This is a genomic window from Flavobacterium hungaricum, from assembly GCF_015182285.1.
Classification (GTDB): Bacteria; Bacteroidota; Bacteroidia; order Flavobacteriales; family Flavobacteriaceae; genus Flavobacterium; species Flavobacterium hungaricum.
In genome coordinates, this window is the sequence record NZ_PRDM01000001.1 from 1,571,362 (window position 1) to 1,591,784 (window position 20,423).

Here is a 20,423-nt window from a genome sequence, read left to right on the forward strand (position 1 = left end):
TAAAAATTTTAGTTTTATTTTTTTATTTTGGAGAAGGCGGTTCAATTTTGAATCGCTTTTCTTGTTTTTGTAAAGTATTTAGATGTTAAAATTTTTTAATGACTAATTTTATTACAAGATCAAATACTCTATATTTGTATTTCAAAAATAAAAACGAATACCTTAATATGAAATTACTAGAAGGAAAAGTAGCAATTATTACTGGCGCTAGTCGCGGAATCGGGAAAGGAATTGCTGAAGTTTTTGCTAAACATGGAGCAAACGTTGCATTTACATACAGTTCATCTGCAGCTTCTGCAGAAGCACTAGAAGCAGAATTGAATGCTTTGGGTGTAAAAGCAAAAGGATACCAATCAAATGCAGCTGATTTTAACGAAGCACAAACTTTTGTAGATGCTGTTTTAGCAGATTTCGGAACTGTTGACATCTTGATCAACAATGCTGGAATTACAAAAGATAATTTGTTAATGCGCATGTCAGAAGCAGATTTCGATCAAGTAATTGATGTTAACTTGAAATCAGTATTTAATATGACAAAAGCAATTCAGAAAACGTTCTTAAAACAAAGAGCAGGTTCAATCATCAACATCAGTTCTGTGGTTGGAGTTTCTGGAAATGCAGGTCAGACCAACTATGCAGCTTCTAAAGCCGGTGCAATCGGATTTACAAAATCTGTAGCATTAGAATTAGGTTCTCGTAACATTCGCTGCAACGCAATCGCTCCTGGTTTTATCGAAACTGAGATGACTGCAAAACTATCAGAAGATGTAGTAAAAGGATGGAGAGAAGGTATTCCGTTAAAACGCGGCGGAAGCCCAGAAGATGTAGCAAATGCTTGTCTTTTCTTAGCCTCAGACCTAAGCGGTTACATTACAGGGCAAGTTCTTAATGTTTGCGGAGGAATGCTTACGTAATAGTTTTCAATGTTCAGTTTTTAGTATTCAGTTTTTCTCTGACTCTAGAATAATCACTGAACACTTTAATAGTCGTAATTACGACTTCTTAAATCTGATCACTAAAAACTGATTACTGAATATTAAATAAATTATGACTACAAACACGATTCTTTTATTATTGCTTTCTTTAGTAATTGCTGGTGGTTTGTCGTATTTTCAATATTTTTATAAAGCCAAAAGTAAATCCAATGTGATGATACTTTTGGCTTTTTTACGTTTTCTCGCCATTTTCGGATTGTTGGTTTTATTGATAAATCCGATAATTACAAAGAATTCACTCGAAATTACCAAAACACCATTGGCGGTTGTGGTAGACAATTCGAGTTCTATAACGGCTTTAAATTCAGATAAAAAAGTTGTAGAATTATATCAAAAAATAATTTCAAATCCAGCTTTAAAAGAAAAATTTGAAATTCAGTCGTATCAATTTGATGCCGATTTTAAACCTTCTGATAAATTTGATTTCAAAGGAAATCAAACCAATCTGGACGAAGCGGCAAAAAATCTAAAAAGTATCAACAAAAACCTGATTTTTCCGACCGTAATAATTACAGACGGAAATCAGACTACAGGAAACGATTATGTATATCGTTTTGATCCTGTCAATAAAGTTTATCCTTTGGTTGTGGGAGATACAACCACGTTTTTTGATTTAAAAATCAATCAGCTCAACGTCAATAAATACGCTTTTCATAAAAATAAATTTCCTGTAGAAGTTTTTCTGCAATATGCAGGAACAAAATCAACAAACGCAGAATTTACCATTTCGCAGGGAAGTACTATAGTTGCAAAAGAAAAACTTTCATTTTCGCCTTCCAAAAAAACAGCTTCTTTAAATATACTTTTGCCAGCCGATAAAGTAGGACTGCAGCTTTATAAAGCCAGTATTTCTTCCAACGCAAAAGAAAAAAACAGCTACAACAATATCAAGAATTTTGCTGTAGAAGTAATCGATCAAAAATCTACCATTGCGATTGTTTCAGCCATAAACCATCCTGATATTGCCGCTTTAAAACGTGCTGTTGAAGTTAATGCACAACGTAAAGTGATTTTGGTTAAACCAAATCAGATTAACGAGTTACAAGAAGCTTCTGTCTTGGTTTTATACCAGCCGACAACCGCTTTTAAAGCGATTTTTGACAACAACAAAGCAGCCGGAAGAAATACCTTTATCATCACGGGAAACAATACCGATTTTAATTTTCTAAACCAGCAGCAAAACAATTTAGTTTTTAAAATGAGCGGACAGCGAGAAGATTTTCTTACCGAATTTCAATCAGACTTTAATCTTTTTGCGATCGATAATATTGGTTTCGAAAACTTTCCGCCCCTGCAAAATCCTTTTGGAACAATTACTGCAAACGGAAATGTATCTGTTTTACTTTCGTCAAAAATTAGAAACGTTTCTACCAATGCGCCTTTATTGGCTTTCGCCGAAAATCAAGGAAAAAGAACTGCATTTCTGTTAGGAGAAAACAGCTGGAAATGGCGTCTGCAAAGTCATGTCGATAATCAATCATTTGAAAAATACGATGTTTTCGTTGATAAAATAATTCAATATCTGGCCTCTGCAGCTTCAAAAAAATCTTTGGTCGTAAAACACGAAAGTTTTTATAATTCTGGAGAAGAAATTATCATCAATGCACAATACTTTAATAAAAATTATGAGTTTGACGAAAAAGCCAGATTGACAATCAGTGTTGTGAATGCCGCTACTAAGCAGACTAAAAACTATGATTTATTAAAAGGAAGTAATTCTTTCTCAGCTAATTTGGAAGGACTTCCAGCAGGAAAATATAACTTTACAGTAAAAGAATTAAACTCAAACACTTCATACACAAGTCATTTTGAAATTTTAGATTTTGATATCGAAAAACAATTTGTAAATCCAGATGTTTTGAAACTGCAGCAATTGGCACAGCAGACAAACGGAAAAGCTTTTTTCGAAAATCAAGCTGATCAATTAATCAACACACTTTTAGAAAGTAAAGAATACAAATCAATCGAAAAAAACATTTCAAGCAAAACGCCAATTATTGATTGGGTTTGGTTATTGATTTTGATTGCTTCTTTATTGACTGCTGAATGGTTCATTAGGAAATATAATGGGTTGTTGTGATGAAATAAAATTGAATCCTTCCAGCATTTTGTAATCTTGTAGTTATAAATTAAAAGTCTAAAATTATGAAAGTTAAATTCTTTTTTATTGCAGCAATTTTTATGGTAATTTTTTGTTTTTTTTCATTTTCAAAGACAAATAAAACCAACAAAAGTAATCCTTTAGGAAACACAATTCAGCAGCGTTTTCAGCCACCACAAGGATTTGTGAGAGAAGAGGAATCTAAAACTTCGTTTGATTTTTTTTTGCGCAATCTTCCATTAAAACCCTTAGGGGCAAATGTTTTGTATTTTGATGGAACTATAAAACCAAATCGAAACGTTTATGAAGCGGTTGTGGATTTATCCATTGGAAAAAAGGATTTGCACCAATGTGCTGATGCCGTGATGCGTTTACGAGCGGATTATTTTTATAGCCAAAAACAGTACAATAAAATACATTTTAATTTTACAAATGGTTTTCGAGCTGATTTTAGTAAATGGGCCGAAGGTTACAGAATTGCAATTAAAGGCAACAAAACTAGTTGGGTTAAAACTGCAAAACCATCTGACAGTTATGAAACTTATTGGAAATATTTAGAAACGGTTTTTAGCTATGCAGGAACGGCTTCGTTAGAAAAAGAGCTGAAACCAATTAATGCTTCAGACATAAAAATAGGGGATGTTTTTATAAAAGGAGGCTTTCCAGGTCATGCTGTTATTGTAGTTGATCTAGCTGTGAATCCAAAAAACAATCAGAAAATTATGCTGCTAGCACAAAGTTATATGCCGGCACAGGAAATTCAAATATTGAAAAATCCAAATGATAGTTCGTTGAGTCCTTGGTACGCTGTCGATTTTGGAACTTCTCTGAAAACCCCCGAATGGACTTTCAGTTCCTCGCAATTAAAACGTTTTTAAATGAAAAGATTCTTTTTTTTAGTCCTTATATTTCAAAATGCTTTTTCTCAAGAAATCCCATTGAACGTTCAAAAATTAATTAAAGCATATCCAGATCAAATAGTTGGTTATAAGGATAATAAAATCATTTTTAGGGATAAATCAAATTTAATTTATGATGATTTTAAAAATAAAACGAATCAAGAATTATTAGATAATCCTGATATTGAGGATCAATTTAAGTTTGTTTATACTAAAGCAGCTAAGAATTTAATTCCAAAGGAAGATGCAGGAAGAATTCGTAATGAAGTTTTTTTTAAGAAAATTTACGGAAATTCAAAATCAGAAGTTGAATCAAAAATGACGGAAATTATTTGGTGTCCGAAATTAGTCAATCAGAGGATAAGAGTAACAACTGTAAATGGAATTGATAAAATAGTAAAAAAACTCTCAGCAGAATTAGATAATAATCCAGAATTTAAAAAATACATTACTAATATTGGAGGTACGTTTAGCTGGAGGAAAATTTCAGGAACAAACCGATTGAGTATGCATAGTTATGGAATGACAATAGATATTAATGTCAAAAATTCTAATTATTGGCAATGGGATTGTAAATGTAAGAATGAAGAAGTTACTCTTTCGTATAGAAATCAAATTCCCCTCAAGCTAGTTTCAATTTTTGAAAAATATGGCTTTATTTGGGGAGGAAATTGGAAACATTATGATACAATGCATTTTGAATATCGACCGGAACTTTTGTTATAAAATTTAAAGATTATTTTATTGCAAAAAGTACGGAGGAAAGTGTATTAAGAATTAAAACTTATGATTATGGATTTCAGGCTAAAAGTATTTTACACGGTAGCGCTCCGCCTTAATTTTACTAAAGCGGCTACGGAATTATACATCTCACAGCCAGCCGTTTCCAAACATATTCAAGAACTAGAAGAAACCTATAAAACCAAGCTTTTTGAAAGAAACGGTTCTAAAATCGCTTTAACTCCAGCAGGAAAGTTACTTCTTAAATATACCAAAAATATATTCGAAATATACCGTCAGATAGACTTTGACATGAGCGCTTTTAGCAGCGAACGTCAGGGTTTCTTGCGATTAGGGTCAAGCACCACCATTTCTCAATACATTATATCTCCCATTTTAGCGCGTTTTCATCAAAAGCAAAAAGACATAAAAGTTAATTTGTTAAACGGAAATACCGAACAAATCGAAAGCGCTTTAATCAATAAAGAAATAGAAATCGGAATTGTAGAAGGACAATCTAAAAATCAGTCCATTAAATACATTCCGTTTTTAAAAGACGAATTGGTTTTGGTATGCCGAAGCGAAAATCCTTTAGCAAAGCAAAATGAAATTTCGTTAAACGATTTGAAAACAATCAAATTCATAACCCGCGAGCGAGGATCGGGAACACTTGAAGTTATCGAATTTGCACTTAAAAAAGCTGGCCTAAAATTTTCTGATCTTCAAATAGAAATGCAGTTAGGAAGCACAGAAAGCATCAAATCGTATCTTTTAAATTCTGATTGTTTTGCCTTTATGTCAATTCACGCCGTAAGCAAAGAATTACTCAATAAAGAATTAATTGTTTTAGACGTCGAAAAATTGGCGGTCGAGAGGTATTTCTACATCATTACTTTATTAGGAAAATCAGATCCGTTGTCAGAAATGTTTATTCAAAATATCTCCGATTATTATAACTTGAAGTTATAGTCGATTGCTATTTACGATTAGCAAAATTTGCAGAAAGAACAGAACTTTGCAGGGTAAATAATAAATAATCCCTGTTTTGAAAACCAAACAACACGAAGCATCACAATTAGTCGAAATTAATCACTACTTACAACAGGCCATTTTTATTGCTGTAATCGTTCTATGTTTATTTTCGGTAATCACACCGCCAATGGCATTGCTAATTGGAGTTGTTTTAGTGAACGTTTTCGGAAACCCATTTATAGCCTTTAATCACAAAGCAATTACATTTTTACTGCAATTCTCGGTTGTTGGTTTAGGATTTGGTATGAATGCATCGACTGCCGTAACAGCAGGAAAAGAAGGTTTTTTACTTACTGTATTTTCTATATTTACAACTTTAGGATTGGGATATTTTCTGGGAAAATGGTTTAGAATAGATAAGAAAACTGCTTATTTGATCTCTTCGGGAACTGCAATCTGCGGCGGAAGTGCCATTGCAGCGATTTCTCCTGTAATCAAATCAAACGAAAATCAGACCTCAATTGCTTTGGGTGTTATTTTTCTGCTCAATTCTATTGCCTTATTTGTGTTTCCGTTTATCGGGCATCAACTGGATTTATCGCAAAAAGATTTCGGGCTTTGGTGTGCAATTGCCATTCATGATACCAGTTCGGTAGTTGGAGCTGCCAATAAGTACGGTGCAGAAGCTTTGCAGATTGCCACAACGGTAAAATTAGCAAGAGCCTTATGGATTATTCCGATTTCGCTACTGACAGTATTTCTTTTCAAAACACAATCAGAAAAAAAACAAACAAAAATCAAAATCCCTTATTTTATCGGATTGTTTATCGCTGCAATGTTATTGAATTCTTATGTTCCTCAAACCGTTGCATTTTCTCCGTATATCGTAAATATTGCTAAAATAGGTCTTACGATTACTTTATTTTTAATCGGAGCAACATTAAATAGAAACACTTTAAAATCAGTAGGCTTGAAGCCTTTGCTTCAAGGGCTTTTACTTTGGATTTTTATTGCAGGTCTCAGTTTAACAGTAATATTTTATTTGGGCTGATTGCTTATTTTACTTTCGAAAACGTAACAACAGCTTTACCTGTGGGATTGTATTTTTTTCCTTTAAAAGAATAACGTTTTTCAATTACAAAATCAAACTCTTTTTTAGTCTTTGCCATTGCTGCAATTTCTTCAGGAAGATCAACTTCATAATCATCCTCAGTGTTTTTTGATTTTTTATAAGAACCGGTAGTTGTAATAACTAAATCGCGAAAAAACTTTTTACCATTGTCTGTCATTACTTTATACGAACTTGACCAATCTGAACTAACAGAATTAGAAAGGGAATAATAGTCTACTTTCATTAATTCCTGATACTTTCCATCAAAACCAGCAATGAGATATAAAAATCCATAATAAGGTGCGCCTGGTCCGCCATTAGAATGTCTTATCGTAAAGGCATATTGATCTTCTCCAATTTGCACTATTTTGGGTTTTGGAGATTGAGAAAACGAACCAAAAGCAGTAATAGCAGGCTGAAAAGATTTCATTTCCCAAGAATTTCCATTTTTGACAAATTTAGCCAATCCTAATAAGCCGCCTGTAAAACGGCTTACCTGCAAACCATCTTCATCACCTTGCGAGTGATTAAAAAATAGTAGTTTAAATTGATTTCCTTTTGAATCAGAATAATCAATATTTTCAAGCAGTCTGGTAGCAACACCTTCAGCATAAGGAAATAATTGATCCCCATCCATTTCATTAGCATCGGGATAAATTTCTGGTTTACAGGTTTTACAAATCCAGTTGATAAAAGTATTTTTATCTGGATAATGAAACAATTTACCCGGAAACAATTGATGCATCGTTTTCTCAGCATTTAACGGATCCTGAACTTTTAACGTTCTCGAAGTATTTAATATCGTATCGCTGACTTTTTTGAGGTAAGTTTCTTGATTTTGTGAACATACAGAAGCTGAAAATCCAAGAATAAAAACAAAAGAATAAATAAATCGCATTGGCGTAGATTAAAGTAAAAGTAGTACAAAAGTAGGGATTTGTTTTGAAGTTCAGTTTGGAAATACCTCAATAAAATGAACTGAAGCTGTTAATATTGAAATTATCATAATATTTGTTCCCATATTTTTGAATTATGTTTAAATAAGGTAAATTTGCCCCCTCAAATAAAAACAAATGAAAAACTTTAGAATGAAACCAAGACTAATCAGTTTATTAGTATTAGCAGTTGGTTTTTTAACCTTATCGTGGGGAATTGTTGGCCACGAGCGTATTAACAAAGCTGCAGTAATGGCTTTACCAAAACAAATGCAGTTATTTTTTTACAACCACATTGATTTTATTACACAAGAAGCATCGGTTCCAGATATTCGTAAGTATGCTTTAAATTATAAAGAAGAAGGTCCGAGACATTATTTTGATATGGAAAACTTCGGTGCTGCCGATACTTATCCAAAAACATTAGAAGAAGCAAAACAAAAATACGAGCCTAAATTTTTAAGTGATAATGGTATTTTGCCTTGGTATATCGAAGACATGATGGCAAAATTAACTAAAGCTTTTAAAGAAAAAAACAGAGCTGAAATCTTATTTCTTGCTGCAGATTTAGGGCATTATATTGGTGATGCACACATGCCATTGCATACTTCTGCAAATCATGACGGGCAATTAACTGATCAAAAAGGAATTCATTCACTTTGGGAAAGCAGATTGCCGGAATTGTATATTAAAAATTACAAATTAAATGTTCCTGAAGCTCAGTATTATGCAGATGTTCATAAAGCAATCTGGGATATGATTAATGATACGCACAGTCTGGCACAGCCTTTATTGGATATTGATAAAAAGCTGAGAACGGCAACGCCTCAGGATAAAGTATTTAAATTGGATGCAGAAGGAAAAGTGTTGAAAACGAAATACAACACAGCTGTTTTTTCTGACGACTATGCTAAAACACTGCACGAACAATTAAACGGAATGGTGGAGAGCCAGATGAGAAAAGCCATTACTGCAACAGCAAGTTTTTGGTATACTGCTTGGGTAAATGCAGGAAAACCAGATTTGAGTGATTTGGATGCACCGTCTGTTACACAAAGAAATTATCAATCTTTACAGGATGATTTAAAATTATACCAAAAAGGAGATTTATTCGGAATGAAAAATCAGAATGATTAATTTTATTTTCAAGTTTAAAAAAGCCTCAAATTCTAAATGAATTTGAGGCTTTTCTGTTTTTGGTATTTAGTGCGCTTTGGCATAAAGCTTAGTGTTTTTTCCAGTTAAATCTTTGAATTGGTATTCTTTTTCTTTTAATAAATAAGACGCAGCTTGATAATAAGAAATGGTTTCGTCAACAAGCATTTTGTTTTCAGTTTTCAAAGGAATCTCATCGTAATGTATCTGAAATTCGGATGCAATTCCGGGCTGCTCATTTCGTTTTAGTGCAAACTGTTTGATTTGCTGTTTCGGAGAAATAATCGTTAGTACATTGTCTTTTATTAATCCTAAATCCTGATAAGTAGCAATTAAAGCTCGCGGTTTATAATCGGGTTTTAAAACATCTTGACCAAAAAACTTGCTTTCATAATCAAAATGCAGTAATCCAAAAAGAGTCGGCATTAGATCAATCTGAGACATTAATTTAGCACACTTTTCAGGCTTATTTCCAGGAGTGTAAATAAGCGCGGGAATTCGATACTTATCCAATGGCAGTTCGGTTTTTCCTGCACTAGAAGCGCAGTGATCGGCCACAATTACAAATACCGTATTTTTAAACCACGGCTGTTTTGCCGCTTTTTTAAAGAATTGGCTCAAGGCATAATCGGTATATTTTACACCGCCGTCGCGGGATTTAATATCGCCTGGAATGTCAATTTTATTATTCGGATATGTAAACGGACGATGGTTGCTTACCGTCATGATATGATTAAAAAACGGCTTGTTTTGTTTTGCTTCCAGATTCATAATCTTGACAGCCTTACGGTACATATCTTCGTCACAGACCCCCCAGACATTAGAAAATGTAATTTCGTTTGCTGCAAAGTTGGATTTGTCAACAATCTGATAACCATTTCCAGTATAGAAATCCTGCATATTGTCAAAAAAAGCATCACCGCCGTACATGAATTTTACTTGATAGCCTTTCTTTAAAAATACAGATCCGGTCGAAAATTTATTCTTATTATCTTCTCGCTTTACAACACTTTCTCCAGCAGTAGCAGGCAGGCATAATGTTACCGCTTCTAGACCGCGCACCGTACGGTTTCCGGCGGCATAAGTATTGGTAAACAAAAGACTTTTTTGAGCAAGACTGTCTAGAAATGGTGTAATATGCTGCTTGTTTCCGTAGATTTCCATAAAATCGGCGCTAAGACTTTCTATCGTAATCAAAACCACATTTTTGTGTTTTTCGATGGAATCATTAGTGACATTTCGCAGCGTATTTTTTCCCGAAATAGTGGGCATTTGTTCCTTTAAAATAGCAAAAGCTTCTTGATTCGGAAGGGTTTTATAGAATTTGTAATAATCCAGTTTGTTATTTTGAAAAGCCAAATAAAACTTGTACAATCCGTTAGACTGCAATTCGTTAACAAAAATATTTTTAGAATTCTCGGTCTTCGATAAATTCGGAACCGCAAAAAGGGACAGAATAAACAACGAAACATACAAACCGCTGATTTTGAATTTTTCTTCTAAAGTTGGAATTTCCTCAATGTAGTTTTTTGATTTTTTTACAATAAAAAAAGTGATAAGAGAAGTGATCAGAAACAATCCAGAAAATAACGGAATTACGGGATAAGACTGCATGATGTTGCCAATTACTTCGTTTGTGTAAATCAGGTAATTAACAGCTATGAAATTGTATTTAACGCCAAATTCATTCCAGAAGAAAAACTCGCTTAATCCATTTTGCAGTATTACTAAAACATATAAAAAGATCACAAAAGCAAAAAGCCAAAATCTGATTTTTGCTCGGTATTTTTGGGCGAAAAGAAAGAGTGCAAACAAGATTGTTTTGATCAAAATAAATAACGAAACAATTCGGGGTAAAGCACCGCCGTATTCGTCAAAAATACTTTTTCCTGAAGCAGTATAAATTAATAATAAAGTAAAAAATCCAAGAATGATATATCCTGTAGGCTTATTGTATTTAGAATCAGATATAAAAATGAGATACAGCCAGAGAAAAAAAGAAGCCAAAACAAAAACAAAAAAGTCTGATAATAAACCTAAAGTATAGATTTTGAGAGACTCGGTTAAAGTAAAGCTGCTTTGTGTTATAGGATGAAAGAATAATACCGTTCTCAATAGAAAACTTACCGTAAAATACAGTACAGAAAGGTAGAAAAAAGGCGAAAGTTTTTTATAAAAATCCATTCAGTTTATTTTTTTACAAAATTAATTCCGAATGATTAACAGCAGATTAAGTTCCACTTTTACCTTGCTTAACGTTGGCTTAAAGTTTGCTTAAGATTCGGATTTTCTTTTGTACTTTAGTTTTTTAGATGTCTTTAGGAGATCCAAAACAGTTATCTTTGAAGCGTAAAATAATCACGAACCTTAATCTACTGCGATACATGCATATTTTAATAGTTGAAGACGAGTTGGGTATTGTACAGTTTTTAAAACAAGGCTTAGAAGAAGAAGGTTATCTGGTCTCTACTGCAAACGATGGCTCTAAGGGGTTTGAAATGACTCAAAACCAGAAATTTGACCTGATTCTATTAGATTGGATGATTCCAAAAATCAACGGATTGGATTTGTGCAAAGCCATTAGAGTCAAAGACCAAACCACTCCGATTATATTTTTGACCGCAAAAGATACTGTTCAGGAAACCATACAAGGCTTAAAAGCTGGTGCAAACGATTATATCAAAAAGCCTTTTAGTTTTGAAGAATTGGTCGAACGCATCAAAATTCATTTTAGAAGTAAAAAACAAACCGAAACCTTAACGCTGGGAACCATTACAATGGATCTCTCTAAACATGTTGTTTTAAAAGGCGGAGAAGAAATCGCATTGACACAACGTGAATTTGAGTTATTGGCCTATCTGATTCAGAATAAAGCAAAAGTCTGTACGCGAAATCAAATTTTAAGGGACGTTTGGGAAATTAACTTTGAATACGATACAGGCGTGATTGATGTTTTTATGAATGCCATTCGTAAAAAGCTGAACCTTAAGATTGAAGAAGATTATATAAAAACGATTCGCGGCGTCGGATACATAGCCAATGACTAGCGTATGATTTCACTTTCTTTTAAAAACAGAATTGCTTTAAATTATATCATAACGACAGGATTGCTGATTCTGGTCGTTTTTTGGGGAATATATTTTATTGTAAAATTGACGGTTTACAGCCATATTGATGAAAATTTAAGGATCGAAATTGAAGATCACTTAAAAGAAATTAAAATGGAAAATAATGTCGTAATCCTAATGGATGCCGAAGAATGGGAGGAACGCGAGCATAATTCTGTAGACGTAAATCCTGTTTTTGTGCAATTTTTGGATTTGAATAAAAAAATCATTGAGAAATCGCCAAACCTGAAAAACGAAAAATTAATTTTTCACGAAAACAAAGAACATTTTCAGCTTTTTGACACCAAATTATTGGGGAATAAAATCAGGCAGATCCAAGTGCCGCTTCATTTTAATACCAAAAAAATAGGATATTTGATTATTGCCATGTCCCTTTCTGATTCTTCAAAAGTGCTGGAAAATTTGTTTGATACTTTAGTAATCGCCTTTCCGATCATTCTTTTACTCTTGTTTTTTATCGCTCGTTTTTTTGCCGGAAGAAGTATAAAACCAATAAACGATATTATTTATACCTCTGGAATAATTACAAAAGACAATCTTAAAACACGCATTCCGCTGCCAAAAACGAGAGACGAATTGTTTATACTTTCTAAAACCATAAACAATTTATTAAATAGAATTGAAGACGTGATAGAACGCGAAAAACAATTTACTTCTGACGCTTCTCACGAACTCAGAACGCCGCTTACGGTTATTAAAGGAACACTTGAAGTGCTAATTCGTAAACCCAGAGATAACAAGGAATACGAAGAAAAAATAAATTATTGCATTAATGAAGTAGACCATCTGAATTCACTTGTTGACCAGCTCCTTTTAATGGCACGGTTTGAAAATGAAAAACAGAATATTAATAAAGAAAATGTCTATTTAAACGCAGCAATTTTGGATGTTCTGACTTTAAATTCAGAAAAAATAAAAGCCGGAAATCTAAAGGTAGTTTTAAATGCCAAAGAAGAATTTTCGATCTATTCGGATAATTATTTGGTTGTAACCATACTTCGAAATATTATTTCCAATGCAGTAAAATATTCCAATAAAGAAGGAGAAATAGTAATTTCTATTTTTAGAGAAGAAAACAAAATTAACTGCACGATTTCAGATCAGGGAATTGGCATTGCGAAAGAAGATTTAGAATCTATTTTAAATCCATTTTTCAGATCAGACTCATTAAATCATTCCGAAATTAAAGGTACAGGTTTAGGCTTGTTTATTGTTAAAAGAATGACCGATCTGCTGCAGATCAAATTTAAAATTGAAAGCGAAATCGGAAAAGGAACCAAGGCTTCATTGGTTTTTGATGAATTTACGAATACGTTAAAGTGATTTAAAAATTAATAGGGATCAAGCAGTTCAATATGTTTTTTAACAATAAACTATCGTTAAGTTAAATTAAAAATTGTTTTTTAATTAAATTATCTATTATATTTGCAAACGAATCAAAGAAGTAAAAAACAAAACAAATCATGATTTCAATTCAATTACATCATCATCATCTACATTATTGCTCTCAAGCGATGTGTTAATGGTATGCATGTAAATCATCATATTTTAAAACCCGTTTGAGTACATCAAACGGGTTTTTTAATTCTACACCTCTTTGTACTCAAACTATTAATCTAGCAAACAACTAAAAAATGAGTACTTTAAAAATTGCAATTCAAAAATCAGGACGATTAAACGAAGAAAGCATTCAAATCTTAAAAGACTGCGGTATTTCGATCAACAACGGAATCGATCAGTTAAAAGCCGAAGCATCTAATTTCCCTCTAGAAGTTTTATACCTTAGAAATTCGGATATTCCGCAATATCTTATAGACGGTGTAGTAGATTTGGCCATTGTTGGCGACAATCTTTTGGTAGAAAAAGGGAAAGGAATCGAAGTAGTTCAGAAATTAGGTTTTTCAAAATGCAAAGTTTCTGTTGCAGTGCCAAAGACTTTAGAATACAATTCTATCAATGATTTAGCGGGTTTAAGAATAGCCACTTCGTATCCGAATACGGTAAACGAATATTTTAATTCTTTTGGATTATCAGTTGATATTCACCAGATTTCAGGTTCTGTAGAAATTGCACCCAATATTGGACTAGCCGATGCTATTGTTGATATTGTATCTAGCGGCAGCACCTTATTCAAAAACAACTTAAAAGAAGTTGAAGTTATTTTAAAAAGTGAAGCCGTTCTAGCCGTTTCACCAAAAGTTTCTCCAGAAATTCAAAAACATATCGATACGTTAAAATTTAGAATTCAAGCAGTTTTAAGAGCCAGAAATTCTAAATATATTTTAATGAATGTTCCAAACGACAAAATCGACGCCGTTGGAAAAATCCTTCCGGTTTTAAGAAGCTTAACTGTTCTGCCTTTAGCACAGGAAGGCTGGAGCAGTGTTCATTCTGTAATTGACAAAGATACTTTCTGGGACGTAATCGACCAATTGAAAGAAGTAGGAGCAGAGGGAATTTTAGTCTGCCCAATTGAGAAAATGGTACTATAAAAAGAAATTCCAATTTTTTAAATTGCTTCGCCTGTTCGCTATCGCTCGGGTCCAAATTCCAACAGAATAAAATTTCAATATTTAAAAACCAAATTCCAAAAATCGAAAATTAAATATAAAAATTTCAAATTAGCTAACAACCTTGCAGACTTTGCAGTTAAAGATTAAGCATAGAGCATTGGAATTTGAGATTTAAAAAATTGGAATTTAATATAAAATATTATGAATAAAATATACAATCCAAAACAAGATACTTGGTCTGAAATATTAAGAAGACCAACCAAAACAATTGACGATATTGAAGTTACGGTAAAAGAGATCTTCAAAGAAGTTCAGAAAAAAGGAGATGAAGCCGTTGCAAAATACACTTCTATTTTTGACGGAATCGCTCTTGATAATTACGAGGTTTCTAAGGAAGAAATTCAAGAAGCTGTTGATTTGATTTCAAGTGAATTAAAGGAGGCTATTCAATTAGCTAAAAATAATATTTATAAATTTCACGCTGCTCAAAAAACAGAAAGAGTGTCGGTTGATACTATTGAGGGTGTAAACTGCTGGCAGGAAAAAAGACCAATTCAAAAAATTGGATTGTATATCCCAGGCGGAACTGCACCTTTGTTTTCGACGGTTTTAATGCTTGCTGTTCCGGCTGAAATTGCAGGCTGTAAAGAAATTGTATTGTGTTCTCCGCCAGACAAAAAAGGAAAAATAAATCCAGCGATTTTATACGCCGCCAATTTATGCGGTGTAACTAAAATCCTGAAAGTAGGCGGAATTCAAGCCATTGCAGGAATGACTTTTGGAACAAAATCGATTCCGCAGGTTTATAAAATTTTCGGGCCGGGAAATCAGTTTGTAACCGTGGCAAAACAATTGGCAACACAGTTTGGAGTAGCGATAGATATGCCGGCCGGACCTTCAGAATTATTGATTGTAGCCGATGACACAGCTGTACCGGCTTTTGTAGCATCCGATTTATTATCTCAAGCAGAACACGGCACAGACAGTCAGGTAATTTTGGTTTCGACTTCAAAAAAGTTAATTGATGATGTAGAGAAGGAAGTGCAAAAACAAATTGAAGAACTGCCAAGAAAAGAAATTGCTAAGAAAGCAATTGAAAATTCGAAGTTGATATTTGTTGAAAATGACCAGACTGCTTTAGATTTAATCAACGATTACGGGCCAGAGCACTTTATTATTAATTCGCAGTTTGACGATTTTTACTGTAACGGAATTGTAAATGCAGGTTCTATTTTTATCGGAAATTATACGCCAGAAAGTGCGGGTGATTATGCATCTGGAACCAATCATACCTTACCGACAAACGGTTACGCTAAAAATTACAGCGGCGTAAATCTGGATAGTTTCACCAAATCGATGACTTTTCAGAAAATCAGTCAAAAAGGGATTCAGAATATTGGTAAAGCAATTGAATTAATGGCTGAAGCCGAAGGATTGCAGGCACATAAAAATGCGGTAACTTTAAGATTGAAGAGTTTAGAGTAAAGAATATAGAACAGAGAATATAGAAAATAGAATATAAAATCATTGATCAGATAGGAAGTCTATTCTCTATATTCTAAAAATTAAGATAATGAAATTCGATATAAATACAATAACACGTGAAAACGTAAAGTCTTTAAAACCATATTCTTCAGCAAGAGATGAGTTTGAAGATTTTGACACCGCCGAAATGATTTTTTTGGATGCTAACGAAAACCCGTATCAAAATGGAGTAAACCGTTATCCAGATCCACAGCAGGTTTCGGTAAAAGCGATTTTGGCTAAAAACAATTTTGTAAAACAAAACCAGATTTTATTAGGAAACGGAAGTGATGAAGTTTTGGATTTGCTTTTTAGAGCTTTTTGTGAACCGAAAACCGATAATATTATCTCGCTGCCGCCAACCTACGGAATGTACAGCGTTTTGGCAAACATCAATAATGTAGAAAATAGAGAAGTTCTGCTTACTCAAGATTTTCAGCCGCAAGTAGATAAAATTCTGGAGGCGGTTGATGAAAACACTAAAATTATCTTTTTGTGTTCGCCAAATAACCCGACTGGAAATTCTTTTTCTGATGAAAGTGTGGTGCAGCTGCTTCAAAATTTCAAAGGTTTAGTGGTAATTGATGAAGCTTATATTGACTTTTCGGACAAAGAAAGCTGGTTGACAGAAATCGATGAATATCCTAATCTGGTGATTACACAAACTCTTTCTAAAGCCTATGGTTTGGCTGGAATTCGTTTGGGAGTTTGTTATGCGTCAGAAGCAGTAATTTCGATTTTGAATAAAATCAAACCGCCTTATAATGTCAATGAATTGACACAGCAAAAAGCCATTGAACGTCTAAAGGATTCTGAAAAAATAAAACAAGAAATTACTTCTATAATAACACAAAGAGAAGAATTACTTAAAGTTTTGGTTGAAGTGAGTTTTGTAGAAAAAGTATATCCAACAGAAGCCAATTTTGTTCTGGTAAAAGTAGATGATGCTAATAAAAGATACGATCAATTAATTGCAAAAGGTATCGTAATTCGCAATAGAACATCGCAGCCTTTGTGCGAAAACTGCCTTCGTTTTACCATTGGAACAGAAGAAGAAAATGCTGTTTTGATTAAAGAATTGAAGTTGTTAAGCTAAAGTTTAATCGCAAAGTTTGCAAAGAATTACGCGAAGAACACAAAGTTTTTTTGCCACAGATAAAATGATTTTTTCACGCAGATTTTGCTGATAAAAGCAGATTTAATTTTGATTTTTTTAATAAATGATAAATCTGTATGAATCTGCTTAAATCTTTAAAATCTGCGGGAAACAAAAATTAGTAAAAATTTGTGTCATTCGTGGCAAAAAAAATATTTAGAAAACCGATTTACAACAGTTAAATGATTTTTTCACGCAGATTTTGCTGATAAAAGCAGATTTAATTTTGATTTTTAATAATGAATAAATGGGTGTGAATCTGCTCAAATCTTTAAAATCTGCGGTAAACAAAAATTAGTGGAAATTTTGTGTCATTCGTGGCAAAAAAATATTTAGAAAACCGATTTACAACAGTTAAATGATTTTTTCACGCAGATTTTGCTGATAAAAGCAGATTTAATTTTGATTTATAATAATGAATAAATGGGTGTGAATCTGCTTAAATCTTTAAAATCTGCGGGAAATAAAAATTAGTGGAAATTTGTGTCATTCGTGGCAAAAAAATATTTAGAAAACCGATTTACAACAGATGTAATGATTTTTTCACGCAGATTTTGCTGATAAAAGCAGATTTGATTTTGATTTTTAATAATAATTAATCTGCTCAAATCTTTAAAATCTGCGGGAAACAAAAATTAGTTGAAATTTTTGTCATTCGTGGCAAAAAAAATATTTAGAAAACCGATTTACAATATTTAAATGATTTTTTCACGCAGATTTTGCTGATAAAAGCAGATTTAAGTTTAATTTTTAATAATGACTAAATGGGTGTGAATCTGCTCAAATCTTTAAAATCTGCGGGAAATAAAATTAGTGGAAATTTGTGTCATTCGTGGCAAAAAAAATATCTCGACCCGGAGGGACACGTCCAAAACATAAATAAATTATGAAAAAAGTACTTTTTATCGATCGTGACGGAACGATTGTTTTAGAACCTGAAAATTACCAATTAGACAGCTTAGATAAATTAGAATTTTATCCAAAAGCCTTTCAATACCTGTCAAAAATAGCCGCTGAATTGGATTACGAATTGGCAATGGTAACCAATCAGGACGGATTAGGAACGGATAGTTTTCCGGAAGATACGTTTTGGCCGACACAAAATTTTATTTTAAAAGCCTTTGAAAATGAAGGTGTTAAATTTGATGAAATTTTTGTAGATCGTTCATTTCCCGAGGATAATGCGCCAACACGCAAGCCAAGAACCGGAATGCTGACGAAATATTTGAACAATCCAGAATACGATTTAGAAAATTCTTTTGTTTTGGGAGATCGTTTGACCGATGTTGAATTGGCGAAAAATCTTGGGGCAAAAGCTATTTTTATGAATAGCACGGACGGAATTGGAAGTAATGAAATTTCGTCAAAGCGTGAAGAATTAAACAAGACAATTGTTTTACAGACAATGGATTGGAAGACGATTTATGAGTTTTTGAAACTAGAAGCGCGTTCGGCATCGATTACCAGAAAAACAAATGAAACAGATATTTATATCAATCTGAATCTGGACGGAACCGGAAAAAGCAAAATTGAAACCGGAATTGCCTTTTTCGATCATATGTTAGACCAAATTGCGCGTCACGGTCAAATGGATTTGGAAATTCTGGTAAAGGGCGATCTTGAAGTTGATGAACACCACACGATTGAAGATACGGCAATTGCTCTTGGAGAAGTTTTTGCGAAAGCGCTGGGAAATAAATTAGGGATTGAGCGTTACGGTTTCTGTCTGCCGATGGACGATTGTCTGGCTCAGGCTGCAATTGATTTTGGCGGTAGAAACTGGCTGGTTTGGGAAACCGAATTTAAACGCGAAATGGTGGGTAAAATGCCGACTGAAATGTTTTATCACTTCTTTAAATCGTTTACAGACGGCGCAAAAGCCAATTTAAACATCAAAGCAGAAGGAACAAACGAACATCATAAAATCGAAGCCATTTTTAAAGCTTTCGCGAAAGCCATAAAAGTGGCGGTAAAAAGAGATACTGAGAAAATGATTCTGCCTTCGACGAAAGGTATGTTATAAAAATTTGTTTCAGGTTTAAAGTTTCAGGTTTCATGTGCTGTAGGGAAACTTTAAACTTGAAATCTGAAATCTGAAACTGAACTTAGTATGGAAAATTTATATGAAAAAACTATTGCAATTTGGTCACAAACAGATCTAAAATTAAATGAAGGGATATCTTTGGATTTAATATCTCAAATGGAATCCAAGTTAGATTTTAAATTTCCTGAAGACTTTAAAGCTTTTTATCAAAAAGTTAATGGCTTTGTGGATTTTGAGTGGAATAAAGATATGTTTTCGTTGTGGTCTTTAGAGAGAATATATGAAGAATGTAAATCTGATCAGAATAGTAATTACATTCCTTTTTGCGATTATTTAATAAATTCTCATGCTATTGGTTATATGCGAAACGCGGATGGAATCTTCATAAATACTATAAATGAGAAAATATGCGAAACATTTGATGAATTTATTGGTTTGTTAAGCATAAATTCAGAGAAATTATATTAAGCAGCATTAATAATTTTGTTTCAATTTTCATGCTTTGTGAGTAACCTGAAACTTGAAACCTGAAACAAAATAAACAAAAACTAAATGAAAATAGTAATCATAAATTACGGCGCAGGAAATATTCAAAGCATTATGTTTGCGATTGAAAGACTTGGTTTTACAGCTGTTTTAAGCAATAATCCCGAAGAAATTCAATCGGCTGATAAAGTGATTTTTCCAGGAGTGGGCGAGGCGAGTTCTGCGATGGAAAAGCTGATTGAAAGTGGTTTAGACCGCTTGATTCCGACTTTGAAGCAGCCTGTTTTAGGAATCTGCCTTGGAATGCAGCTGATGTGTAATTCAAGCGAAGAAGGAAATACAAAAGGTTTGGGAATTTTTGATGTTGATGTAATTAAATTTACCTCAAAAGTGAAAGTGCCTCAAATGGGATGGAATCAGATTTACGATTTAAAATCGGATTTGTTTAAGGATGTTTCCGAAAATGAGTTCATGTATTTGGTGCACAGTTTTTACGCGCCCAATTGCGATGAAGCCATTGCTACAACCAATTATGATGTAGAATATGCGTCGGCTTTGCAGAAAGATAATTTTTACGGAACGCAGTTTCACCCAGAAAAAAGCGGGAATGTCGGGGAGAAAATTTTGGAAAACTTTCTTAAATTAAATTCCAAAGAATAAATTCCAAATTCCAATTTCAAAAAT

General features: G+C 33.2%; 17 protein-coding genes. 15 read left to right on the forward strand and 2 right to left on the reverse strand.

The genetic code is table 11. From position 1 onward, the window contains the following. The first annotated feature begins 167 nt into the window (after nucleotides 1–167). The 6 genes from fabG to C4F50_RS06685 all read left to right on the forward strand — a co-directional run bounded on the left by fabG (nucleotide 168) and on the right by C4F50_RS06685 (nucleotide 6,738). Nucleotides 168–914 (forward strand): 3-oxoacyl-[acyl-carrier-protein] reductase, encoded by a 747-nt coding sequence (gene fabG / locus C4F50_RS06660; RefSeq protein ID WP_193845624.1) that lies wholly within the window; start codon nucleotides 168–170, stop codon nucleotides 912–914. Between the two features lie 133 nt (nucleotides 915–1,047). After that, entirely contained in the window at nucleotides 1,048–3,075 is a 2,028-nt protein-coding gene (locus tag C4F50_RS06665) for a hypothetical protein (RefSeq protein WP_193845625.1), read from the forward strand. A 65-nt stretch (nucleotides 3,076–3,140) separates the two neighbouring features. Further along, complete coding sequence (locus tag C4F50_RS06670) at nucleotides 3,141–3,974, forward strand: DUF4846 domain-containing protein (protein WP_193845626.1); 834 nt, start codon at nucleotides 3,141–3,143, stop codon at nucleotides 3,972–3,974. Continuing rightward, the gene (locus tag C4F50_RS06675) at nucleotides 3,975–4,721 is read left to right on the forward strand and encodes a M15 family metallopeptidase (RefSeq protein ID WP_193845627.1); all 747 of its coding nucleotides are present in this window, start codon (nucleotides 3,975–3,977) and stop codon (nucleotides 4,719–4,721) included. Between the two features lie 66 nt (nucleotides 4,722–4,787). Then, nucleotides 4,788–5,684 carry a LysR family transcriptional regulator gene (locus C4F50_RS06680; protein WP_193845628.1) on the forward strand — a complete coding sequence of 299 codons (897 nt, stop codon included), beginning with the start codon at nucleotides 4,788–4,790 and terminating at the stop codon, nucleotides 5,682–5,684. Between the two features lie 76 nt (nucleotides 5,685–5,760). Next, on the forward strand, nucleotides 5,761–6,738 hold the full coding sequence (locus C4F50_RS06685) for a YeiH family protein (RefSeq protein WP_193845629.1): 978 nt from the start codon (nucleotides 5,761–5,763) through the stop codon (nucleotides 6,736–6,738). Between the two features lie 4 nt (nucleotides 6,739–6,742). Here the strand turns inward: C4F50_RS06685 and C4F50_RS06690 are convergent, their stop codons facing one another. Next, nucleotides 6,743–7,696 (reverse strand): hypothetical protein, encoded by a 954-nt coding sequence (locus C4F50_RS06690; RefSeq protein ID WP_193845630.1) that lies wholly within the window; start codon nucleotides 7,694–7,696, stop codon nucleotides 6,743–6,745. Nucleotides 7,697–7,871: 175 nt separating this feature from the next. On the opposite strand from C4F50_RS06690, the gene C4F50_RS06695 reads away from it, so the two are divergent. Continuing rightward, complete coding sequence (locus tag C4F50_RS06695; protein WP_193845631.1) at nucleotides 7,872–8,870, forward strand: zinc dependent phospholipase C family protein; 999 nt, start codon at nucleotides 7,872–7,874, stop codon at nucleotides 8,868–8,870. A gap of 66 nt (nucleotides 8,871–8,936) precedes the next feature. Here the strand turns inward: C4F50_RS06695 and C4F50_RS06700 are convergent, their stop codons facing one another. Next, a complete protein-coding gene (locus C4F50_RS06700) occupies nucleotides 8,937–11,072 on the reverse strand; it encodes an LTA synthase family protein (RefSeq protein ID WP_193845632.1) in 2,136 nt (711 codons plus the stop codon). A 200-nt stretch (nucleotides 11,073–11,272) separates the two neighbouring features. Between C4F50_RS06700 and C4F50_RS06705 the strand changes: the two genes are divergently transcribed. The 8 genes from C4F50_RS06705 to hisH all read left to right on the forward strand — a co-directional run bounded on the left by C4F50_RS06705 (nucleotide 11,273) and on the right by hisH (nucleotide 20,399). After that, nucleotides 11,273–11,935, forward strand: a complete 663-nt coding sequence (locus C4F50_RS06705; protein WP_193845633.1) for a response regulator transcription factor — start codon at nucleotides 11,273–11,275, stop codon at nucleotides 11,933–11,935. A gap of 3 nt (nucleotides 11,936–11,938) precedes the next feature. After that, nucleotides 11,939–13,339 (forward strand): sensor histidine kinase, encoded by a 1,401-nt coding sequence (locus tag C4F50_RS06710; RefSeq protein ID WP_193845634.1) that lies wholly within the window; start codon nucleotides 11,939–11,941, stop codon nucleotides 13,337–13,339. Nucleotides 13,340–13,650: 311 nt separating this feature from the next. Then, complete coding sequence (hisG, locus tag C4F50_RS06715) at nucleotides 13,651–14,508, forward strand: ATP phosphoribosyltransferase (RefSeq protein ID WP_193845635.1); 858 nt, start codon at nucleotides 13,651–13,653, stop codon at nucleotides 14,506–14,508. A 222-nt stretch (nucleotides 14,509–14,730) separates the two neighbouring features. After that, nucleotides 14,731–16,014 (forward strand): histidinol dehydrogenase, encoded by a 1,284-nt coding sequence (gene hisD, locus C4F50_RS06720; protein ID WP_193845636.1) that lies wholly within the window; start codon nucleotides 14,731–14,733, stop codon nucleotides 16,012–16,014. A gap of 88 nt (nucleotides 16,015–16,102) precedes the next feature. Then, on the forward strand, nucleotides 16,103–17,149 hold the full coding sequence (gene hisC / locus C4F50_RS06725) for a histidinol-phosphate transaminase (protein WP_193845637.1): 1,047 nt from the start codon (nucleotides 16,103–16,105) through the stop codon (nucleotides 17,147–17,149). Between the two features lie 946 nt (nucleotides 17,150–18,095). Then, nucleotides 18,096–19,232 carry a bifunctional histidinol-phosphatase/imidazoleglycerol-phosphate dehydratase HisB gene (hisB, locus tag C4F50_RS06730; RefSeq protein WP_193845638.1) on the forward strand — a complete coding sequence of 379 codons (1,137 nt, stop codon included), beginning with the start codon at nucleotides 18,096–18,098 and terminating at the stop codon, nucleotides 19,230–19,232. 87 nt (nucleotides 19,233–19,319) lie between these two features. Beyond that, entirely contained in the window at nucleotides 19,320–19,721 is a 402-nt protein-coding gene (locus tag C4F50_RS06735; protein WP_193845639.1) for an SMI1/KNR4 family protein, read from the forward strand. Between the two features lie 84 nt (nucleotides 19,722–19,805). Next, nucleotides 19,806–20,399, forward strand: coding sequence for an imidazole glycerol phosphate synthase subunit HisH (gene hisH, locus C4F50_RS06740; RefSeq protein ID WP_193845640.1), 594 nt, complete (start codon nucleotides 19,806–19,808; stop codon nucleotides 20,397–20,399). Nucleotides 20,400–20,423 lie beyond the last annotated feature (24 nt).

Excerpts from the sequence above, each read along its gene's own strand:
- fabG (WP_193845624.1), top strand. The coding sequence starts at position 168 with ATGAAATTACTAGAAGGAAAAGTAGCAATTATTACTGGCGCTAGTCGC.
- C4F50_RS06665 (WP_193845625.1), top strand. The coding sequence starts at position 1,048 with ATGACTACAAACACGATTCTTTTATTATTGCTTTCTTTAGTAATTGCT.
- C4F50_RS06670 (WP_193845626.1), top strand. The coding sequence starts at position 3,141 with ATGAAAGTTAAATTCTTTTTTATTGCAGCAATTTTTATGGTAATTTTT.
- C4F50_RS06675 (WP_193845627.1), top strand. The coding sequence starts at position 3,975 with ATGAAAAGATTCTTTTTTTTAGTCCTTATATTTCAAAATGCTTTTTCT.
- C4F50_RS06680 (WP_193845628.1), top strand. The coding sequence starts at position 4,788 with ATGGATTTCAGGCTAAAAGTATTTTACACGGTAGCGCTCCGCCTTAAT.
- C4F50_RS06690 (WP_193845630.1), bottom strand. The coding sequence starts at position 7,696 with ATGCGATTTATTTATTCTTTTGTTTTTATTCTTGGATTTTCAGCTTCT.
- C4F50_RS06695 (WP_193845631.1), top strand. The coding sequence starts at position 7,872 with ATGAAAAACTTTAGAATGAAACCAAGACTAATCAGTTTATTAGTATTA.
- C4F50_RS06700 (WP_193845632.1), bottom strand. The coding sequence starts at position 11,072 with ATGGATTTTTATAAAAAACTTTCGCCTTTTTTCTACCTTTCTGTACTG.
- C4F50_RS06705 (WP_193845633.1), top strand. The coding sequence starts at position 11,273 with ATGCATATTTTAATAGTTGAAGACGAGTTGGGTATTGTACAGTTTTTA.
- C4F50_RS06710 (WP_193845634.1), top strand. The coding sequence starts at position 11,939 with ATGATTTCACTTTCTTTTAAAAACAGAATTGCTTTAAATTATATCATA.
- hisG (WP_193845635.1), top strand. The coding sequence starts at position 13,651 with ATGAGTACTTTAAAAATTGCAATTCAAAAATCAGGACGATTAAACGAA.
- hisD (WP_193845636.1), top strand. The coding sequence starts at position 14,731 with ATGAATAAAATATACAATCCAAAACAAGATACTTGGTCTGAAATATTA.
- hisC (WP_193845637.1), top strand. The coding sequence starts at position 16,103 with ATGAAATTCGATATAAATACAATAACACGTGAAAACGTAAAGTCTTTA.
- hisB (WP_193845638.1), top strand. The coding sequence starts at position 18,096 with ATGAAAAAAGTACTTTTTATCGATCGTGACGGAACGATTGTTTTAGAA.
- C4F50_RS06735 (WP_193845639.1), top strand. The coding sequence starts at position 19,320 with ATGGAAAATTTATATGAAAAAACTATTGCAATTTGGTCACAAACAGAT.
- hisH (WP_193845640.1), top strand. The coding sequence starts at position 19,806 with ATGAAAATAGTAATCATAAATTACGGCGCAGGAAATATTCAAAGCATT.